The following is a 16,983-nucleotide window of genomic DNA, read 5'->3' as shown; positions in this document are numbered from 1 at the left end:
GAGAGGGATCTCGCGACAAGGCCAGATGGATCAATATCCTATCTGGATCGGCTCAGAAATGTTTGTGAGTATATCGACGAAAAGCAGCTCAAAATTAGCTGCCCACGCTGGTATGCGCTCCGATACAAGTCTTCGTATAAGTCGACCTTAGTGCTGCTGTCAACGTGCTGAGGTCGGAACAGTGATCGGGACCGGGCCTTCTCTAGGGGTTGCTTGCCGCCAGAATGGACGACTTTAGCCGCTGGTGTTGGGATAGAGCACATAAAGGTGCCCGATCGCGCGGCCGATGATCACGGTCGAACAAACCGAAGCCAGTTCGTCGCTCGCCGCACCCTAGGTCCAATTCGAGCTACTAACGTCGACTTCATATGTGACGTCGATTATCTATAATGCATGACCAAAGAGACCGATGAAACCATTTCCGACCGGATTGCGCGCATTCTCGCGGATCGGATCATATCGGGCGCGATACGGCCCGGCGCGCGGTTGCGGCAGGATCATGTCGCAGCAGAGTTCGGCGCCAGCCACGTGCCGGTGCGCGAGGCTTTTCGCGCACTGCAGAAGCAGGGGCTGGCGGAGAGCGAGCCCTGGCGTGGGTTCCGCGTCACCGAATTCGATATCGCCGAATTGCGCGAGGTCGCCGAGATGCGGGCAAGCCTGGAATCGCTCGCCCTGCGTCATGCCGCGCCAAACCTGACGCGGGCAATTCTCGATGAGGCGGAAGAGGTTACCCGGCACGGCGATCGCGCCGGCAATGTCCGCGACTGGGAGGCCGCGAACCGCAGATTTCATTATCTGATCCTCACACCGTGCCACATGCCGCGCCTGCTGCGCACGATCGACGACCTGCAGGCGGCGAGCGCGCGCTTCCTGTTTGCCGCTTGGCGCAGCGACTGGGAGGCACGCACAGACCACGACCACCGTGCCATCCTCGATGCCCTGCGGAAGGGCCAGACCGAATTTGCCTGTTCGACCCTGGCACGCCATGTCGGCTGGATCGGCAAGCGCAAGCCGACATCAAAAAATGCCGATCTCAGAGAGACTTATGAGATTCCTGGATAATTATCTATAATCTGCGTTGATCATATGAAACTGACTCCGGAATTATAGATAGCGTTGAAACCTATCTTCGGAGACCAGCCTCATGGCCTTGCTCACCTCCTCCCTGACCCGCCCGGCATCGCTCTGGCGCGGTGCTGCCCTCACGCTTTGCGGCGCGGTGCTGATCACGATCGGCGCCAAGGTGCAGATCCCGTTCTGGCCCGTGCCGATGACACTGCACACGCTCGCGGTGTTCTTTCTGGCCGCGGCGCTTGGTCCCCGGCTCGGCTTTATGGCCATGGCCGCCTATCTCGGCGCGGGAGCAATGGGACTGCCGGTGTTTTCCGGGTCGCCGGAGCGCGGGATCGGACTTGCCTACATGGCGGGGCCGACCGGCGGCTATCTCATCGGCTACCTGCTCTCGACCCTCGTGATCGGCCGGCTGGCCGAAGGGAATGGCCCGATGCGGCTGGCGCTGGCGATGCTCGCCGGCCTCGCCGTGGTCTATGCCTTCGGCCTGGCATGGCTCGCATTGTTCGTGCCGGCCTCCGGCCTGATCGCCGCCGGCCTCGCTCCGTTCATCCTCGGCGACCTGATCAAGATCGCGCTGGCGGTCGCCCTGATCACCGGCCTCGGCCGCCTCAAGGGTCGCGCGGCATGACCGGCGCCAAGATCAGAACCGACTGGACCATGGACGAGGCGCGGGCGATCCACGCCCTTCCGTTTCCGGACCTGATCCACCGGGCGCAGACCGTGCATCGGGCCCATTTCGACCCGACCGCGATCGAGACGGCGAGCCTCTTGAGCATCAAGACCGGCGGCTGCCCTGAGGATTGCGGCTATTGCTCGCAATCTGCCCACCACCGGACCGACGTGAAGGCGACGAAGCTGATGGCGACCGACGATGTGCTGGAAGCCGCCCGGCGCGCGAGGGACGCGGGCGCGCAGCGCTTCTGCATGGGGGCTGCCTGGCGCAGCCCCAAGGACCGCGACATGGACACGCTCTGCGCCATGGTGCAGGGAGTCTCGGAACTCGGGCTCGAAACCTGCATGACGCTCGGCATGCTGAAACCGGATCAGGTGGCGCGGCTGAAGGCGGCCGGGCTCGATTTCTACAACCACAATATCGATACCGCGCCGGACTATTACCGCGAGATCGCCACCACGCGGACGATGGCGGACCGGCTGGAGACGGTCGAGCATGTTCGCAAGGGCGGCATCAGGGTCTGTTGCGGCGGGATCGTCGGCATGGGCGAGACGGAAGAGGATCGCATCGCCATGCTGGTGACGCTCGCGACCTTGCCCACCCATCCCGACAGCGTGCCGGTCAACCTGTGGAACCCGGTCGAGGGCGTGCCGGTGCAGGAAACTGCAAGCCCGGTCGATCCGTTCGCGCTCGTCCGGCTCGTGGCGCTCGCGCGCATCCTGATGCCGGCCTCGGTGGTGCGGCTCTCCGCTGGACGCACGGGAATGAGCGATGAATTGCAGGCGCTCTGCTTCCTTGCCGGCGCGAATTCCATTTTCGTTGGCGAGCAGTTGCTGACGACCGGCAACCCCGCGGCCTGGAGGGACCACGACCTGTTGCAACGGCTCGGGATGCATGTGGCGCCCGCCAGGCCGCAAGGCTCCGCCATGGCGGCCGAGTAGTTCAATCGGGCAGGCTTCGGGCGAGGATATCCACCGCCCGGGCAATCTGCTCTTCGTCCAGCGCTGCATAGCCGAGACGAAGGGCTTGCGGTGCGGTGCGATCAAGGGCGAAGCGTGTTCCAGGCAGCAGCGCAAGCCCTGCCGCGCCGGCCCGCTCTGCCCAGGTTTCGGCGGAGACGCCCACGCACCGCAGCCACAGGGCCAGCCCGCCCGCGGGGCTGTCGAACATGATCCGCCCGCCCAGATGGGCCGACAGAGCCGACGCCAGGACATCGCGCCGGGCCCGATAGATGCGACGGGCCTTCCTCGCATGGCGGCCGAGATCTCCGTCGCGGATCAGGTCCGCCAGCGCGGCCTCAAGCGGCGCGTCACCCTGCCGGTCGATGGCCGCACGCGCGGCCGCCATGCGGCCGAGCAGCGGCTCCGGGGCCATGGCATAGCCGAGGCGAATACCGGGCGAGAGCAGTTTGGAGAGCGAGCCCACATAGATCAGCGGCAGGCCTGCCGGGGCCCGGGCCGCAAGCGGCAGGACCGGGCGCCCCTCGAAGCGGTACTCGTGATCGTAGTCATCCTCGATCAGCGTGATGCCGTGACGCTCGACGGTGTCCAGAAGCTTCAGCCGTCGCGCCGCGCCCATGGTGACCGTGGTCGGATACTGGTGATGGGGCGTGACATAGACGGCCGCGATGCGCGGATCGCTTTCGATTGCCGCCTCAAGCCCCGCGACCGAGAGCCCGCCCGCATCGACCGGAATGCCCCGCACGGCAGCGCCCGCGGCCCGGAAGGCCTCCCAGGCCAGCGGGTAACCGGGTTCTTCCACGGCAATCGCCTGACCGGGTTTCACCGCCGCCCTGGCCGCCAGGAACAGCGCCATCTGGCTGCCGCGCGTGATCAGCAGCCGCGCCGGATCGGCGACCACGCCCCGGTCCGTGGCGAGATAGGACGACAGCGCGTGACGCAGGACCGGCGTGCCCCGGGCATCGCCATAGTCCGCGCCGCCGCGGAAGGCCGGAGACAGCAATGCACGGCGGAAGGCGCGTGCCAGCGCCTTGTCCGGCACCAGCCTCGGATCGGGAGCACCATCGTTGAAGGCGAGATGCGGGCGGACGGTAGCGGGCTCTCTGGGCACGGACACCGAAACCGGCTCCGCCATGCTGTCGGGCAAATCCTCGGCGACGAATGTGCCGCGTGCGGGTTCGGCATGGAGCCAGCCCTGCGTCATGAGCTCCTGATAGGCGGCGTCGACCGTGTTGCGGTGAACGCCGAGCTGGCGCGCCAGCGCCCGCGTCCCCGGCAGACGGGCGCCGGGCTTAAGGCGGCCACGCATGATGTCGCGGGTGATCGCGTCGGCAATCGCCAGAAACAGCGGGCCGGCGGGCTCCTTCTCGATATCCAGCGCAAGCGGCTCCGATGCCATCACAACCGGCCTATCCAAAGTTTCGAAACTGGCACTTTTGTTCAGGCCGGATATTCGCGAGACACATGGAAAACCGCAAGAGGTCCCCATGTCGAAATCCGCCCTGATCCTGCGCCATCTCGCTTTCGAGGACCTTGGCAGCTTTGGCCCGGTGCTTGAGGAAGAAGGCTACCGTCTCAACCATGCCGAAGCTGGCATCGATGCCTTGCCGGATTCGCGCGACCCCGATCTCGTGGTGGTGCTCGGCGGCCCGATCGGGGTGAATGACACGCAAGCCTATCCCTGCATGAAGACAGAGCTTGAGTGGCTGGCCCCGCGTCTGGCAGGCCGCCGCCCGACGCTCGGCATCTGCCTTGGCGCGCAGCTCATGGCGGCGGCGCTCGGCGCGAAGGTCGCCCCGATGCCCCGCAAGGAAATCGGCTTTTCCGCCCTGGCGCTGACGGAGGCCGGCATCAACAGCCCGCTTCGCCACCTGCGGGATGTGCCGGTTCTCCACTGGCACGGCGAAGCCTTCGATATCCCGGATGGAGCGGACAGTCTCGCCAGCACCGCCGCCTGCGCGGCCCAGGCCTTTGCAATGGGCGCAACTGTTCTGGGGCTGCAATTCCACCCCGAAGCAGGCCAACTGCCGGCCTTCGAGCGCTGGCTCATCGGCCACAGCGTGGAGCTGGCTGAGGCCCGCATCGACCCGGCCAGCCTGCGTCGCGAGGCCATCGCGCACGGTCCGGCGCTGAGGCATGCCGGCCAATCCATGCTCCGGGCATGGCTGCAGGACTTGGCCGCATGACCGTGATCACCCTTCTGACAGGGCGCGCCAGACCGCTGCCGGGAAGCGACGCGCAAAGCGGCATCATGAAGTCTCCGGTGGAAAGGCCGCTTCGCCTCGGCCCGGAAGGGTTCGAAGGCGATGAGCAGGCGGACCGGCGGGTGCATGGCGGCGTCGAAAAGGCCGTGCATCATTACCCGCTGGATCATTATCCGCTCTGGCGTGAAGAACTCGGCGATCTGCCGGCGCTTGCCGTTCCCGGCGGATTTGGCGAGAACATCTCGGCATCCGGCCCGACCGAAAACACCGTCGCTGTGGGAGATGTTTTCCGGCTGGGCACGGCACTTTTGCAGGTCTCGCAAGGGCGGCAGCCCTGCTGGAAGCTCAACCACCGCTTCAACGTGGCGGACATGGCCCGCCGTGTGCAGCAGAGCGGCCGCACCGGCTGGTATTATCGCGTGCTGGAAGACGGACTCGTTAAGACGGGAGACCGGCTTGAACTGGTGGACCGCATCGCGTCGGACTGGACGCTGCACCGGCTCTGGCATGCGCTTTATGTCGACCGGCTGAACCTGGACGAACTGAAGGGCATAGCAGCCCTCGACGTGCTGGCCGAAGGCTGGCGGAAATATGCGGTTCGGCGGCTCGAGAGCGGTCGGGTGGAGGATTGGCGCAACAGACTGGACGGCACTGCATGACCTCTCCTCCCTTCGTGATATCGATCCAGAGTCAGGTCGTGTTCGGCCATGTCGGCAATTCCGCGGCCGTGTTTCCGATGCTCGCGGCTGGGCTGGAGGTGGCGGCGATCCCGACGGTCATCTTCTCCAACACGCCCGACTATCCGACGTTGCGTGGCCGGGCTCTGCCGCCGGAATTCTTCTCGGACCTGTTGCAGGGCGCACGCGAGCGCGGCCTGCCGGAACGCGCGGATTTCATCCTGACCGGCTATATCGGCTCGCTCGACGTGGCAATGATGGTCGCGGATTTCGTGGCCGAGGCCAAGGCCATCAATCCGCGCCTTGTCTATCTCTGCGATCCGGTGATGGGCGATACCGGCCCCGGCCTCTATGTGCCGGAGGCGATCGCCGACGTCATGCGCGACCGATTGCTGCCGATGGCCGATATCGCGACGCCGAACCCGTTTGAACTGAGCTGGCTGACCGGGCAGCCGATCGCGTCCATGGCGGACCTCAAAGCCGCGCGAGCCTTTCTCCGCATCGCGCCGGAAGCCCATCTGATCGCAACGGGGTGCGCGCTCGACGGTACGCCCGCCGGCCATATCGAAAGCGTCATTCTCGGAGCCGCCGACGCAAGCCGTCATCCTGTGGAGCACCTGCCGGTCGCGCTTCCGGGCACGGGCGATCTGTTCGCCGGGCTGATCGTCGCGGGGCTCGCGCGCGGATTGCCCTTGACGCAGAGCGTCGAAGCAGCGCAGCGCCTCACATCGCGCGCGCTGGACCACGCCTGTGCCCTCGGCGCCAGCGAAGTGGTGCTCAGCGAACAGGAGTTCCGTCGCGCTCTTCTGACGCTCGATTTGTGAATGAGGGTTATTTCATCTGAACTGAGAAGACTTCAGTGTTCACTGAGGTGAATTAGCAATATCGAACTGAGGGTTTCGTAAAAAGTGGATGCTCATGCTCGATCGATATGACGTACTCCTTCAGAAATTGAGCGCCCCATTGTGGCTCCGGCAGTACCGGCTCGGTTCATACCTAAAAGAAACCTTTCTGATCGGTCAGCCTGCCGAATACTATGGTTGCCCGCCCGCTCTCATTCCCATCACCTCGAATGGTAGCTTACCGGAATATGAAGGGATCTGGATGCGCTGGTTCTGTGACGAGCCGGACGATATCCGACGCTATGTCTGCGCAGGCCCGGAGGACCAATTCCTGCTGGATGAGATCGCTCTTGATGATGAGCAACTTGCGAACTGGCTGTTGGTCCGGGCGCTCGTTTACACGGATGGGGACGATGAGACGGAAGAAATAGCGTCATTTCGTAAGGCGGCCGGGATTTCGGGTCGTCAATTTGCTGAAATAGACGCACATACCCTCGAATTCGGTGACGATCCGGAAAAGCTGGACAAGCTCGCCGCGTATACTGGACGCGTGCCCATTGGCATCGGCGAACGACGGGCTGCGCCGTTGGCGATCAGCCTGTCCGGTTTATCTGACGAGAATGCAAATGATGTCGCCTATTTCGAGCTCAGTGAGCACGGGCGCTCGTGGCTGAGAAATGGGGCATCTCAACTGCCGCCTTGGCTTGTCGCGAATGCGCCGCTGAACCAGGTTTTCGGAGAGTACCTTAAAAGCGGTCGTCTAGAGGAAGCCTGGTTGACCCTCAACAGTACGGGTTGGTCGATCGGAGAGGCCCGCAGCGCCGCTCTTGCCCTTGCCAGGGCAGCAGACGAGCCGCTGTTCACACTCCATATGCGGGCTTGGGTGGCGTTCACGCTCGATGAAGAAGAATTCATTCCCGACGATGAACTGAGTACCCGCGAATATGAAAACTACGATTATTGAGATGATTGGCTGGAAGATGCGTCCCTTGAAATGCGCGTTTCCCACAAGGCTCAAAACGGCAGGCCAGCACGGATGAGCAAAGCGGAAGCCACGATTTTCATTTTCGCCATCGTCCTGCTTATCGGTGTTGGCTGGCTGACGATATTTCTCTACATCAAGAGCCGCCTGTCGGCGGTGAGGCACAGCAGGATCAAGACCGAAGGAGAGGTCGCGAACATTCCGTTGGTCGCCGCATTTTCGGGCTGGCGGGGCGTACCCTGGATTTGCTGGTCATCGAGTGACCTGAAGCCAACGCTTATTTTGCACGCCGACCATATCGAGTGCCGTGTAATCAGGAGGCGCAGGAAACCCTATGACGTGGTTTCCCGTGTGGACTACCGACAAACTGTCGGGACGGCCAATATCGTGCTGGAATTTTCGGATTCTCTGTCGAGCTTCGTCGGAAACACCGCCAACAGGGATACCGCGCGTGACGCGATCAAACGGCTTGCAGAGAAGGGGTGCCCCCTGTCGGCTCGAGCGAGCGGCCTGCTTGATCGCTGAACTCCAGGCCGGTCGTGGGACGGACGTTTTTCACGTGTCGTGATCCGCCATGAAATCCCGTGCAAGACTTTCTTGGTCCCCGATTCTGGCGGGAGCGATGAGAATTCCGACGCCATCCACCAAGGGCGCGACCCAGGCGAGCATGCCGCGCGGCCTTCTCCGCAACCTTAGTTCGTCGCGCGAGAGGAGACCCATGAGGAAATGGGCTTCATCTGGGGCGGGTTTAGTGCCCCTGTCCATCACCAGCATGGGCTGGTGCCCGAAATCCCATCGCCCGTAGGCAAAATACGCCTCTCTCATCGCAACTTCATGATCCGCCGAGACAAGCCAAAGCCGCTCTTTGAGCAGCAGCTTGCGCATACGGCCTAATAAATCGGGTCGACTACCAGTCTCCAGCAATTGGTGGCCGGCCGAGCGGAATGGCTCGGCGTCCGAGGAAAGAAAACTCAGGCGACCGAGTCGTAACAGGCACCGTGTGCAGGCGTCGAGTTCATGATCTGTCGGGCTGCCGCAAAATGGATTGATGAACTCCTCGCCGACGAATGTCTCCCATCGCCAACCAAGAGCGCCGAACGCCTCCGGCCAATCCCGTCGAGAAGCGGCAAGGAGTGGATCCTCTTCCAAAAGGCGTAGCGCCGTAACCCTTACGGAGCCGTCGGATATCTCGTTCATGTCCCCTGCGTACTACGCACTGCCCGCCGGTCCAAGAAATGGCGAAATGAGAAATACTGCGGATCGGCTGAGATGACTTCAGTTTAGCGCTTCCCGAAGATGCTTATGATTTCGAGCAGGAAATTGGGGATCCTCACGATGAAAGCTTATCGTCTGCTGACCGGCGTCGATGACGCTGCATTCTGCCACCGCATTACTGAGGCCCTCAACCTGGGCTGGAGACTGCACGGGAGCCCGGTCCTGACCTACGACGGCGTGCGTCAGGCCGTGATTTGCGGGCAGGCGATCACGAAGGATGTTCCTGACCGCAGTTACGAGCCTTCGATGGATCTTTCCCGACAATAGAAGGGCGACGGAATGACCTCATTCATCACATTGCCAGGTATCGGCGGTTCCGGTGAAACCCACTGGCAAACGCATTGGGAGGCGTCAGACCCTTGCTTTACCCGGTTCCATCCTTCCGACTGGGACAAGCCCCATCTTGCAGACTGGCAAGACGCGCTGGAAAGGCAAATTGACAATTCGCCATCGCCGCCTGTTCTCGTCGCGCATAGTCTGGCCTGCCTGCTCGTCGCGCACGCGGCAGAGACGGTCGCGGGCCGGGTTATGGGTGCTTTTCTGGTCGCAGTCCCTGATCCTGCCTCCGCTGCATTCCCGGCAGCAGCGGCCAGCTTCGCAAACCCGCCACGCCATCGCCTGCCGTTTCCGACCCTCATCGTCGCAAGCGCCAACGACCCTTATGCCACCCCTGACTATGTGAAAGAACGCGCCGAGGAATGGGACGCCGGTTTCGTCGAGATCGGCCCGTGCGGTCATATCAACGGCGCAAGCGGCCTCGGTATCTGGGACCAGGGGCGGATGCTCTTCGGTGCATTCTGCGCTGGGCTGAGGTCCTGACATGGATGCCTTTTCCGCCGTTGCCGCCTTTTCGATCGCCGCCGCTCTTTTGACAATTACGCCTGGGCTGGACACGGCCATGGTCTTGCGCACTGCCACTGTTGAGGGCGGCAAGCAGGCCATGCAGGCTGGCACCGGGGTGGTAACAGGTGTTCTGGCGTGGGGACTGTTGGCTTCGGCGGGTCTCGGAGCCGTTCTCACCGTATCGGAAGTCGGCTACCGGCTTCTTCAATATCTCGGCGCTGGCTACATCATCTGGCTGGGCGCGCGGATGATCCGGAGCGCAATCCGCAGAACCGTCGAGGAGGGAGGGGCGCTTTACAGCGTGCCGGCAGGCAAATCGGCCAATAAAAGTGCCAACTGGTTCTGGCGCGGTCTGATGACCAATCTTCTCAATCCGAAAGTCGGCGTGTTTTACGTCAGCTTCCTGCCGCAGTTCATTCCACAGGATGTCCCGGTTGTCATGTTCAGCATGGCCCTGGCGGCTATTCATGCGCTTATGGGGCTCATCTGGTTCGCGGCCATCACGGCGGCGACGCGGCCATTCACGCGCGTTTTCCATAGTTCACTATTCAAGCGTGGCGTCGATGGAGTGACTGGCTCGGTCCTGATCGCCTTCGGTGTCCGGCTGGCTTTCGAAGAGCGGGGTTGATCAGGTATGGATATGAATACCACGGCCCTTTTGGTCGCCGCCGGTCTTGTTGGCGGAGCCTGCAATGCAGTCGCCGGGGGCGGCACTTTCTTTACTTTTCCGGCGCTCCTTGCGGCTGGCGTTCCTCCGGTCGTCGCCAATGCCACAAGTGCGATTTCGATCTGGCCTGGACATGCGACCAGCCTGTTCGGTTATCGGGAGGAATTGCGCCGGAATGCAGGGCGATTGAAATCCAGCGCGCCTGCTTTCGTTCTCGGTTCCCTTATCGGCGCGGTACTTCTTTCGATCACTGGGAATGCATTATTCCGCCAGCTTATACCATGGCTTTTGCTTGTCGCGACGATCCTGTTCGCACTCGGCCCTAGGCTACGCTCCTGGATAAGAAGGGACCGCCCCGGAATGCTGCCGAGGCCAGTCATCTTTGCGACAGATCTGCTCGTCGCAATCTATGGCGGATATTTCGGTGCGGGCCTCGGTATCCTGCTCATGGCTGTTCTGACGTTGATCGGGCTTAGCGACGTGAACGAGGCCAACGCGGTAAAAAATGCACTGGCAACAATCGTCTCGAGTCTCGCGGTCACAGTTTTCATTGCCACAGGGATCATAGCCTGGGGGCCCGCATTCGCGGTTCTGGTAGGCGCTATTGCGGGCGGCTATCTCGGTGCGCGCTTCGCTCGCTGGATCAATCCGACCATCCTGCGCGGCATCGTCATTGCCGTCGGGTTTGGCCTGACCTGGTTCTATTTCTGATATGCGGCGGTCAGAGGAACAGAGTGGGGAGCGGCGCGTCTACGGTCTGATACTGGTTGGCGCAGGAACCGTGCTCTGGAGCCTTGCTGGCCTGTTCGTACGCGCAATTGATCTTGGGCTTTGGGATCTGATCCTGTGGCGTTCTCTCTTCGCCTGCCTTTGCCTTGTTGCCATCGCCATCGCAAGGTCGGCGGAAGCGGTGCGTTTCGACTGGCGCTTCTGCCTGGCCGCCTGCTTCTCCGCCACCGCAATGTTCTGCTATGTCGCCGCACTCACGATGACGACGGTCGCAAACGTTTTGATCATCTACGCGACACTTCCCTTCGTGACAGCCGCATTGGCCTTCGCGGTCGGTCGGGAAGCGGCCTCGCGACGCCTGTTGATGGCGAGCACGGTATCTATGATCGGGATCGTGTTCGTTGCAGGCACTGCACTGGCGGCGAGCGATATCAAGGGTAACTTGCTGGCTTTCGCAATGACGCTGAGCTTTGGCGCGCTTCTCATCGTCACGCGCCGTAATCGAGCCCTGAATCTCATTCATGTGAATGCCGCGGGGGCAGCGTTGTGTGCGATCGCGGCATTCCCATTCTCATCCGGCCAGCTTCCGGGGGGCGGTGCGCTCGGATTGATATTCATGCTGGCCTTTCTCACGACCGCGCTCGCATTCCTGTTATTTCTTGCAGGTGGACGCCATGTCGCTTCGTCGGAGTCGGCTTTGATCGCACTTCTCGATGTGGTTCTCGGTCCGCTTTGGGTTTGGTTGGCCTTCGCCGAAGATCCGGGGAAATCGGCGATCGCAGGTGGTCTTATCGTAGTGGCAGCAGTGGTCTGGTATTTCTGGCCGTCCCTGCGCCGGTCTCGATCCTGAAGCGATCGACTATGCGCCTGATCGCGGGAAGCGCCTGCTCAAGATCTTCAGATGATGGCGCACCGATACAAAGACGGATTCCGGAGCTAATGCCGTTTGCGGAGGTTGAAGACGGCGGCGTAACCAGAATGCCCAGCGCCTTCGCCGCAGTATCGAGTGCCTCGGCATCGGAATGGCCTAGCGGAACCCACAGATGATAACCGACATGGACAGGTTGGCGTACAGCTTGCCCCAACAAGTCCGTTGCCATCGCACGGCGGCGAATGGCTTCTTCCTGTATAGCCGTGCTGATGGCATCGGCCGTTCCATCGAGAAGCCATTGTTCCATGACCGAGCAACTCAGCGGGCTGATCATCAGCCCGCTGGCATGCATCGCGGTTTCCGCGCGGTCCAGCCATGCCGGCGGAACCACGAGACCGCCAATCCGCAAAGCCGGGTTGAGGGTCTTCGAAAGGCTGTTGATATAAAAGACATGCTCAGGCGCAAGGCTCGCGATCGGCGGATAGTCCGGGTCGGGCGCGAGGGCATAAACGTCGTCCTCGATCACGATGATGCCTGACTTGCGGCAGATTAGCGCGATCGCGCTCCTTCTCGCTTTGCTCATCGAACCCGTGGTCGGGTTCTGCATCGTCGGCGTGAGATAGACTGCCGCGTTGCTGCCGCGACTTGGCGCGAGTTCCCGTTCAAGCTGATCCGGCAGCATGCCTTCGTCATCCATAGCAATTGAAGTGAGCTTGACGCCAAGATGGCGCGCAACGTTGATCACACCGGGATAGGTCTGATCCTCCACATAGAGCGTACCGCCGGGACCACAGAGCGTGGAGAGGCTGACGGACAGCGCGTGCTGCGCACCATTGGTCAGAAGCAGGCAGGCAGGGTCGGCGTCCAGACCGAGACGGCGAAACCAGCGCGCCATTTCTTGGCGGAACCTCTGATGCCCGGTTACGGGCGGATAGGTATTGAAAACATCCGCGTCGATACGCCTGGCGATCGCGTTGAGAGATCGGGACAGAAGCCTCTCGCTGATGACGGCGGGCGGCGCGTTGCGCGAAAGATCGATGACGTCGCCTCTGCGGGCTTCGGTAACGGCCACGAACGTGCCCCGTCCCTTGACCGAGCGCAGCAGGCCGCGCCGCTCCAGGATTCCGTAGGCCTTCGTCACCGTGCCAAGGCCAATGCCGAGACGCCAGGCAAGATCGCGGTGGGCCGGAAGCCTGTCTCCAACCTCCAATCGCCCGGCTGCGATGTCCTCCGACACGGCGGCGACGAGCCGATCGCATGGAGAGTCCATGTCGCCAGTAAGGCGAGGTTGCCAGGGTGATTGTAGACGCATGTGAGTAGCCCAATAGTGTCATGTTACGCTTTTGCATTTTACGGAAAGTGTAACATCAAATAGTATTGGCTATCACGAAAAATCTTTTGCTCCGAGAAGAACGACATGGAGAACGCATCGAAACCCGGCCCTTTTGGCAAGGGTGTCCGCCTATGCGGGACAGTGTTGGCGAACCGAGTTCTGAAAGTTGTCGATGAGGCTTTGGGTAAGAGGGCCAACGCTCCATTGGGCTCCAATCGCTGGCCCCTTGAGTTCGACGACGGGCTGGATCTCGATCGAAGTGCCGACAACGAAGACTTCATCTGCCGCGCACAACTCCTCCAGCGAGACTTTTCGCTCCTCGAGTTCCAGGCCAGCCTTCTGCGCGAGAGCGAAGACATAGCGTTTGGTGATGCTGTCGAGAAAACAGTCTGCTACCGGGGACACGAGCTTGCGGCCCTCGACCAGTATGATGTTCGTCGCGGTCGTTTCGGCAACATCTCCGTCGACGTCGAGCAGCAGGGCATCGTCGAAACCCTCGTCATTTGCGGCATGCCGCGCGAGCGTGCCGATCATGTAGAGGCCGGAACATTTGGAGGCCGTCGGCGCCGTATCGGCACGCGGACGCCTCCAGGAGGAGAGCTGAAGGCGAATACCCGCCGTGCTCCTTCCCTCGGCGGCTGGCGTCGGCCAATCCCAGGCGGCAATCGCAACGTGGATAGTGGCGTTGCGGGCGGCCACCGTCACGCTCTCGCTGCCGCGCCAGGCGATGGGACGGATATAGGCATCCTTCAATTCGTTCGCCCAGAGAACGGCTTCACATGCTTTGACGAGTTCAAGGCTAGAATAGGGAAGCGTGTACCCGACGATCTCGGCAGAACGCTGGAAGCGGGAGAAATGCGCGTTGGACAGGAATATACCTCCGTCATAGGCCCGAATTCCTTCGAACACGGCCCCGCCGGCATGCAGCGAATGGGTCATGACATGGAGCCGGGCTTCGCTCCAGGGAACGAGTGCTCCATCGAGCCAGATCAGGCCATCGCGATCATCGAAAGCAAGCACGTCACTCATAACAATTTGGCCCCTTTGAAAGACACCCCATTGTCACCCAACATCCGTGCCTGGCGAGTGAGCAATCCTCAGAGAAAGCTGAGATTTCGTTGTTCGATGCCAAGTGCAGGAGGAGAACGGCGGCATCCGGCGAGGACGGAAAATACGAGAGCGAGCGCGCCATGACCGAAACGATGCGATTGTCCGTGCCGCTGAATGCCCTGCGCGCTTTCGAGGCCGCCGCACGCCACATGTCGATCAAGGATGCGGCCGAAGAAATCGGCGTGACGCCCTCCGCCGTCAGTCATCAACTCAGGATCCTCGAGGATCTGCTCGGGGTAGAGTTGATGCGCCGCGTCGGACCGCGCCTTGAACTGACGGAGACCGGACGACTGTTGTCTCCGGATCTCACCGTCGGCTTCACGCAGATCATTCAGGCTGTCGCGACAGTGAAGCAGGAACGGAAGCTTGGTCCCTTGCGCCTGTCCATGCTGCCGACATTCGCGGTTCATTGGCTGTCGCCACGGATGGCGTCCTATCCATTTGCGAGGTCTGGCTTCGAACTTTTGATCTCTACGACCCAAACCGCCGTCGATCTTGGCGCCGGCGTTGCAGATGCAGCTGTGCGTCATGGTTCTGGGCAATGGCCTGGTGTTCTCTCCGAGCGCCTGTTCGACGAAAATGTAACGTTGCTCGGCCGTCCGGATGACTGGCAAACGAATGACGAAATCGATATTCGCCAAGCCATCTCGCAAACCAACCTGTTTCTGTCCCAGCATCGGCGCGAGGACTTCCAGCGTTGGAACGAAACGCTCCCGGGCGGTCCGACCCGCCCTGCGGCAGTCACAATCGTCGACTCTTCGGGCCTTGGCCTCAAGGCCGCGATCGACGGCGCAGGAATTACCTTTGCGGGCATCGAAATTGCCGCATGCGACATAGCCGCCGAAAGGCTCGGCCCGATCATGCCGCACCAAGTGCCGGCAAACGCAGGCTATTACCTCTGCTATCCGCCGGCCCTTGAGCGCGACCGCCGCATCAGGAATGTCAGGACCTGGATGCTGGCAGAGGCCGCAAAGACATGCCGATCAGCGGAGCGAGAGAAACGATAATGGCACCGGAGGAACCCGCCAACGCCACGCATCTTCCTGATTTTCCGATCTACTTGTCCTATTGGCGGGCGGCGCTGCTTCTTTTCTTTACGCTGCCGTTTCTGTTGGGTGCGATCAGCATGTCCATCGCCTCTTTCAAAGCCAATTCACTTTCAGAGTTTGCAACGGCGGCCATCCCCACAGCTTTTTTTATAGCAGTGACGCTGGTGCTCCTGCTTGGGGTGTTCAGGTGCCGCCGGAGCCGTGGCCCGATGTATGTTTTTAAGGCCAACGGCCTCATCGTCGGGCGGTATTTTGGCGGCAAGCCCTTACCTTGGAAAGACGTCGATATCTCAACACCAACGCTGCTGTGGTCAGGACCTCTCCTCGTCAATGTGGACTATCGGAAGGCTGAGTTCCGGTCTGATGCAAACCGCCAGCCAATCACTTCCTTCTGTAAAGACAGACATAAAACCACCCGGCGTATTGTCATGCCGAACATTGCTACACTTGGGGGCAGAAATCTGGAACGCACCCTGATCGAGTACATCCGGGCCAACGGCTGCTATGAAACCGAATAGCTCCCTATCTGAACATTTGTCCGCTGCACTGGTACGCCTTCTCGCGGTCAGCGCGGGTGCGACCGTCGCCAACAGTTACTATAATCAGGCATTCCTCGGTCATCTGAAGGCAGATTTTGGGCTGGCCGCGGGCACTGCTGCCATCGTGCCGGTTCTCACCCAGGCAGGTAATGCCTTCGGCGTGTTGCTTCTCGCCCCACTCGGAGACCGGCTGGAGCGCAAATCTCTCATTCTCCGTACTTTCGTTGCGTTGGTGATGGCGTTGATTGGTGCGGCCTTGTCTCCAAGTTTTGTGTGGCTGGCGGTCGCCAGTCTCGCTGTCGGATTATTCACCACCGTCACGCAGCAGATTGTTCCACTCGCTGTGCATCTTGCCCCACCTTCCGAGCGTGGACGCATTCTTGGCAAAGTGACGGGCGGCATATTGATCGGCATCCTGCTTGCCCGCACGGTGAGTGGCACAATCTCGGACCTTTGGGGTTGGCCTTTCGTGTTCTGGTTCTCGGCGGCAATGATGACGGTAATTGGGGTGGCACTTGCGCTCTGGCTGCCTCGTGTGCCGCCAACAACTGACTTGAGCTATCTGCGGCTGCTTGGTTCCTTATGGGCGCTTCTCCGAACGCATGGTGTTCTCCGGCAAGCAGTCGCAGTGCAATTCCTGATTTTCGCAGCCTTTATCGGTTTCTGGTCGAATCTCGCGCTGTTACTATCCGAACCGCCTTATCAGCTTGGTGGCACGGCGGTTGGCCTTCTGGCGCTTGTCGGAGTCTGCGGAGCGCTTGCCGCGCCAGTTGCCGGGGGCTTTACGGATCGACGCGGACCCGCCGTCGTCGTGTCAGTTGGCGCTGGCCTCGTCACGGTCGCTTTCATCGTCTTCGGGCTTTGGCAAGGTTCCCTCATCAGCTTGGTAACTGGTATCCTAGTTATGGACCTTGCCGTACAGTCCTCGCAGGTTGCGAACCAGACGCGTGTCTATGCACTCGACCCGACCGCCCGCAGCCGGCTTAACACGGTGTTCATGGCGACCATGCTCGCTGGGGGGGCGGTCGGCGCCGGCGTTGGAGGCGCTGCGTATGCCGCCTGGGGTTGGACCGGCACATGTGTTTTCGGCGCAAGTGCGGCCGCCATGGCGTTCTATCTGTCGCGAAGATCATGACCCTTCAGCAGGGGTGAAAAC

Annotated in this window: 20 protein-coding genes; 16 read left to right on the top strand and 4 right to left on the bottom strand. The window is 61.5% G+C overall.

The genetic code is table 11. The features are described from left to right. Positions 1-393 precede the first annotated feature (393 nt). The 3 genes from JET14_RS15495 (at position 394) to bioB (ending at position 2,688) form a co-directional block, all read left to right on the top strand. Positions 394-1,062, top strand: a complete 669-nt coding sequence (locus JET14_RS15495; RefSeq protein WP_200334665.1) for a GntR family transcriptional regulator — start codon at positions 394-396, stop codon at positions 1,060-1,062. A gap of 82 nt (positions 1,063-1,144) precedes the next feature. Next, on the top strand, positions 1,145-1,702 hold the full coding sequence (locus JET14_RS15490) for a biotin transporter BioY (protein WP_200334663.1): 558 nt from the start codon (positions 1,145-1,147) through the stop codon (positions 1,700-1,702). Next, entirely contained in the window at positions 1,699-2,688 is a 990-nt protein-coding gene (gene bioB / locus JET14_RS15485; protein ID WP_200334662.1) for a biotin synthase BioB, read from the top strand. The genes JET14_RS15490 and bioB overlap by 4 nt, the downstream gene beginning before the upstream one ends. Position 2,689: 1 nt before the next feature. On the opposite strand, the gene JET14_RS15480 is transcribed toward bioB, so the two are convergent. Then, the gene (locus tag JET14_RS15480; protein ID WP_200334661.1) at positions 2,690-4,105 is read right to left on the bottom strand and encodes a PLP-dependent aminotransferase family protein; all 1,416 of its coding nucleotides are present in this window, start codon (positions 4,103-4,105) and stop codon (positions 2,690-2,692) included. Positions 4,106-4,193: 88 nt separating this feature from the next. On the opposite strand from JET14_RS15480, the gene JET14_RS15475 reads away from it, so the two are divergent. The 5 genes from JET14_RS15475 (at position 4,194) to JET14_RS15455 (ending at position 7,936) form a co-directional block, all read left to right on the top strand. Continuing rightward, entirely contained in the window at positions 4,194-4,892 is a 699-nt protein-coding gene (locus JET14_RS15475) for a glutamine amidotransferase (protein ID WP_200334660.1), read from the top strand. Continuing rightward, positions 4,889-5,569 carry an MOSC domain-containing protein gene (locus tag JET14_RS15470; RefSeq protein ID WP_246750341.1) on the top strand — a complete coding sequence of 227 codons (681 nt, stop codon included), beginning with the start codon at positions 4,889-4,891 and terminating at the stop codon, positions 5,567-5,569. The genes JET14_RS15475 and JET14_RS15470 overlap by 4 nt, the downstream gene beginning before the upstream one ends. After that, a complete protein-coding gene (pdxY, locus tag JET14_RS15465; protein WP_200334658.1) occupies positions 5,566-6,411 on the top strand; it encodes a pyridoxal kinase in 846 nt (281 codons plus the stop codon). The genes JET14_RS15470 and pdxY overlap by 4 nt, the downstream gene beginning before the upstream one ends. A gap of 88 nt (positions 6,412-6,499) precedes the next feature. Next, a complete protein-coding gene (locus JET14_RS15460; protein WP_200334657.1) occupies positions 6,500-7,393 on the top strand; it encodes a hypothetical protein in 894 nt (297 codons plus the stop codon). Positions 7,394-7,465: 72 nt separating this feature from the next. Beyond that, positions 7,466-7,936, top strand: a complete 471-nt coding sequence (locus tag JET14_RS15455) for a hypothetical protein (RefSeq protein ID WP_200334655.1) — start codon at positions 7,466-7,468, stop codon at positions 7,934-7,936. 30 nt (positions 7,937-7,966) lie between these two features. Here the strand turns inward: JET14_RS15455 and JET14_RS15450 are convergent, their stop codons facing one another. Then, positions 7,967-8,608: a hypothetical protein gene (locus tag JET14_RS15450; RefSeq protein ID WP_200334653.1), complete on the bottom strand. Its 642-nt coding sequence runs from the start codon at positions 8,606-8,608 to the stop codon at positions 7,967-7,969. 138 nt (positions 8,609-8,746) lie between these two features. Here JET14_RS15450 and JET14_RS15445 point away from each other — a divergent pair, with 138 nt between their 5' ends. The 5 genes from JET14_RS15445 to JET14_RS15425 all read left to right on the top strand — a co-directional run bounded on the left by JET14_RS15445 (position 8,747) and on the right by JET14_RS15425 (position 11,775). After that, positions 8,747-8,953 (top strand): DUF1737 domain-containing protein, encoded by a 207-nt coding sequence (locus JET14_RS15445; protein WP_200334651.1) that lies wholly within the window; start codon positions 8,747-8,749, stop codon positions 8,951-8,953. 12 nt (positions 8,954-8,965) lie between these two features. Next, positions 8,966-9,505 (top strand): RBBP9/YdeN family alpha/beta hydrolase, encoded by a 540-nt coding sequence (locus tag JET14_RS15440; protein ID WP_200334649.1) that lies wholly within the window; start codon positions 8,966-8,968, stop codon positions 9,503-9,505. Between the two features lies 1 nt (position 9,506). Continuing rightward, positions 9,507-10,157, top strand: coding sequence for a LysE family translocator (locus tag JET14_RS15435; RefSeq protein WP_200334647.1), 651 nt, complete (start codon positions 9,507-9,509; stop codon positions 10,155-10,157). A gap of 6 nt (positions 10,158-10,163) precedes the next feature. Beyond that, the gene (locus JET14_RS15430) at positions 10,164-10,907 is read left to right on the top strand and encodes a sulfite exporter TauE/SafE family protein (protein ID WP_200334646.1); all 744 of its coding nucleotides are present in this window, start codon (positions 10,164-10,166) and stop codon (positions 10,905-10,907) included. Positions 10,908-10,977: 70 nt separating this feature from the next. Then, positions 10,978-11,775: a DMT family transporter gene (locus tag JET14_RS15425; protein WP_200334645.1), complete on the top strand. Its 798-nt coding sequence runs from the start codon at positions 10,978-10,980 to the stop codon at positions 11,773-11,775. On the opposite strand, the gene JET14_RS15420 is transcribed toward JET14_RS15425, so the two are convergent. Together JET14_RS15420 and JET14_RS15415 are read right to left on the bottom strand one after the other, a co-directional pair. After that, positions 11,714-13,033 (bottom strand): PLP-dependent aminotransferase family protein, encoded by a 1,320-nt coding sequence (locus tag JET14_RS15420; protein WP_246750340.1) that lies wholly within the window; start codon positions 13,031-13,033, stop codon positions 11,714-11,716. The two genes, JET14_RS15425 and JET14_RS15420, sit on opposite strands and share 62 nt — an antisense overlap. Before the next feature lie 225 nt (positions 13,034-13,258). Next, the gene (locus JET14_RS15415) at positions 13,259-14,158 is read right to left on the bottom strand and encodes a branched-chain amino acid transaminase (protein ID WP_200334643.1); all 900 of its coding nucleotides are present in this window, start codon (positions 14,156-14,158) and stop codon (positions 13,259-13,261) included. 89 nt (positions 14,159-14,247) lie between these two features. Here JET14_RS15415 and JET14_RS15410 point away from each other — a divergent pair, with 89 nt between their 5' ends. From JET14_RS15410 to JET14_RS15400, 3 genes are read left to right on the top strand one after another with little or no spacing between them, the layout of a single operon-like run. Beyond that, positions 14,248-15,246: a LysR substrate-binding domain-containing protein gene (locus JET14_RS15410; RefSeq protein WP_246750339.1), complete on the top strand. Its 999-nt coding sequence runs from the start codon at positions 14,248-14,250 to the stop codon at positions 15,244-15,246. After that, positions 15,246-15,806: a hypothetical protein gene (locus JET14_RS15405; RefSeq protein ID WP_200334642.1), complete on the top strand. Its 561-nt coding sequence runs from the start codon at positions 15,246-15,248 to the stop codon at positions 15,804-15,806. The genes JET14_RS15410 and JET14_RS15405 overlap by 1 nt, the downstream gene beginning before the upstream one ends. Continuing rightward, positions 15,793-16,962, top strand: coding sequence for an MFS transporter (locus JET14_RS15400; protein ID WP_246750338.1), 1,170 nt, complete (start codon positions 15,793-15,795; stop codon positions 16,960-16,962). Before JET14_RS15405 ends, JET14_RS15400 begins: the two co-directional genes overlap by 14 nt. Positions 16,963-16,983 lie beyond the last annotated feature (21 nt).

Origin of the sequence: Martelella lutilitoris, assembly GCF_016598595.1 — a bacterium.
In the GTDB taxonomy this organism is placed as follows: Bacteria; Pseudomonadota; Alphaproteobacteria; order Rhizobiales; family Rhizobiaceae; genus Martelella; species Martelella lutilitoris_A.
Note: the sequence above shows the minus strand (reverse complement) of the source record. Positions and strands in the feature narration are given on the sequence as shown.

Coding starts and splice junctions, on each gene's coding strand:
- JET14_RS15495 (WP_200334665.1), top strand. CDS start 394: ATGACCAAAGAGACCGATGAAACCATTTCCGACCGGATTGCGCGCATT.
- JET14_RS15490 (WP_200334663.1), top strand. CDS start 1,145: ATGGCCTTGCTCACCTCCTCCCTGACCCGCCCGGCATCGCTCTGGCGC.
- bioB (WP_200334662.1), top strand. CDS start 1,699: ATGACCGGCGCCAAGATCAGAACCGACTGGACCATGGACGAGGCGCGG.
- JET14_RS15480 (WP_200334661.1), bottom strand. CDS start 4,105: ATGGCATCGGAGCCGCTTGCGCTGGATATCGAGAAGGAGCCCGCCGGC.
- JET14_RS15475 (WP_200334660.1), top strand. CDS start 4,194: ATGTCGAAATCCGCCCTGATCCTGCGCCATCTCGCTTTCGAGGACCTT.
- JET14_RS15470 (WP_246750341.1), top strand. CDS start 4,889: ATGACCGTGATCACCCTTCTGACAGGGCGCGCCAGACCGCTGCCGGGA.
- pdxY (WP_200334658.1), top strand. CDS start 5,566: ATGACCTCTCCTCCCTTCGTGATATCGATCCAGAGTCAGGTCGTGTTC.
- JET14_RS15460 (WP_200334657.1), top strand. CDS start 6,500: ATGCTCATGCTCGATCGATATGACGTACTCCTTCAGAAATTGAGCGCC.
- JET14_RS15455 (WP_200334655.1), top strand. CDS start 7,466: ATGAGCAAAGCGGAAGCCACGATTTTCATTTTCGCCATCGTCCTGCTT.
- JET14_RS15450 (WP_200334653.1), bottom strand. CDS start 8,608: ATGAACGAGATATCCGACGGCTCCGTAAGGGTTACGGCGCTACGCCTT.
- JET14_RS15445 (WP_200334651.1), top strand. CDS start 8,747: ATGAAAGCTTATCGTCTGCTGACCGGCGTCGATGACGCTGCATTCTGC.
- JET14_RS15440 (WP_200334649.1), top strand. CDS start 8,966: ATGACCTCATTCATCACATTGCCAGGTATCGGCGGTTCCGGTGAAACC.
- JET14_RS15435 (WP_200334647.1), top strand. CDS start 9,507: ATGGATGCCTTTTCCGCCGTTGCCGCCTTTTCGATCGCCGCCGCTCTT.
- JET14_RS15430 (WP_200334646.1), top strand. CDS start 10,164: ATGGATATGAATACCACGGCCCTTTTGGTCGCCGCCGGTCTTGTTGGC.
- JET14_RS15415 (WP_200334643.1), bottom strand. CDS start 14,158: ATGAGTGACGTGCTTGCTTTCGATGATCGCGATGGCCTGATCTGGCTC.
- JET14_RS15405 (WP_200334642.1), top strand. CDS start 15,246: ATGGCACCGGAGGAACCCGCCAACGCCACGCATCTTCCTGATTTTCCG.
- JET14_RS15400 (WP_246750338.1), top strand. CDS start 15,793: ATGAAACCGAATAGCTCCCTATCTGAACATTTGTCCGCTGCACTGGTA.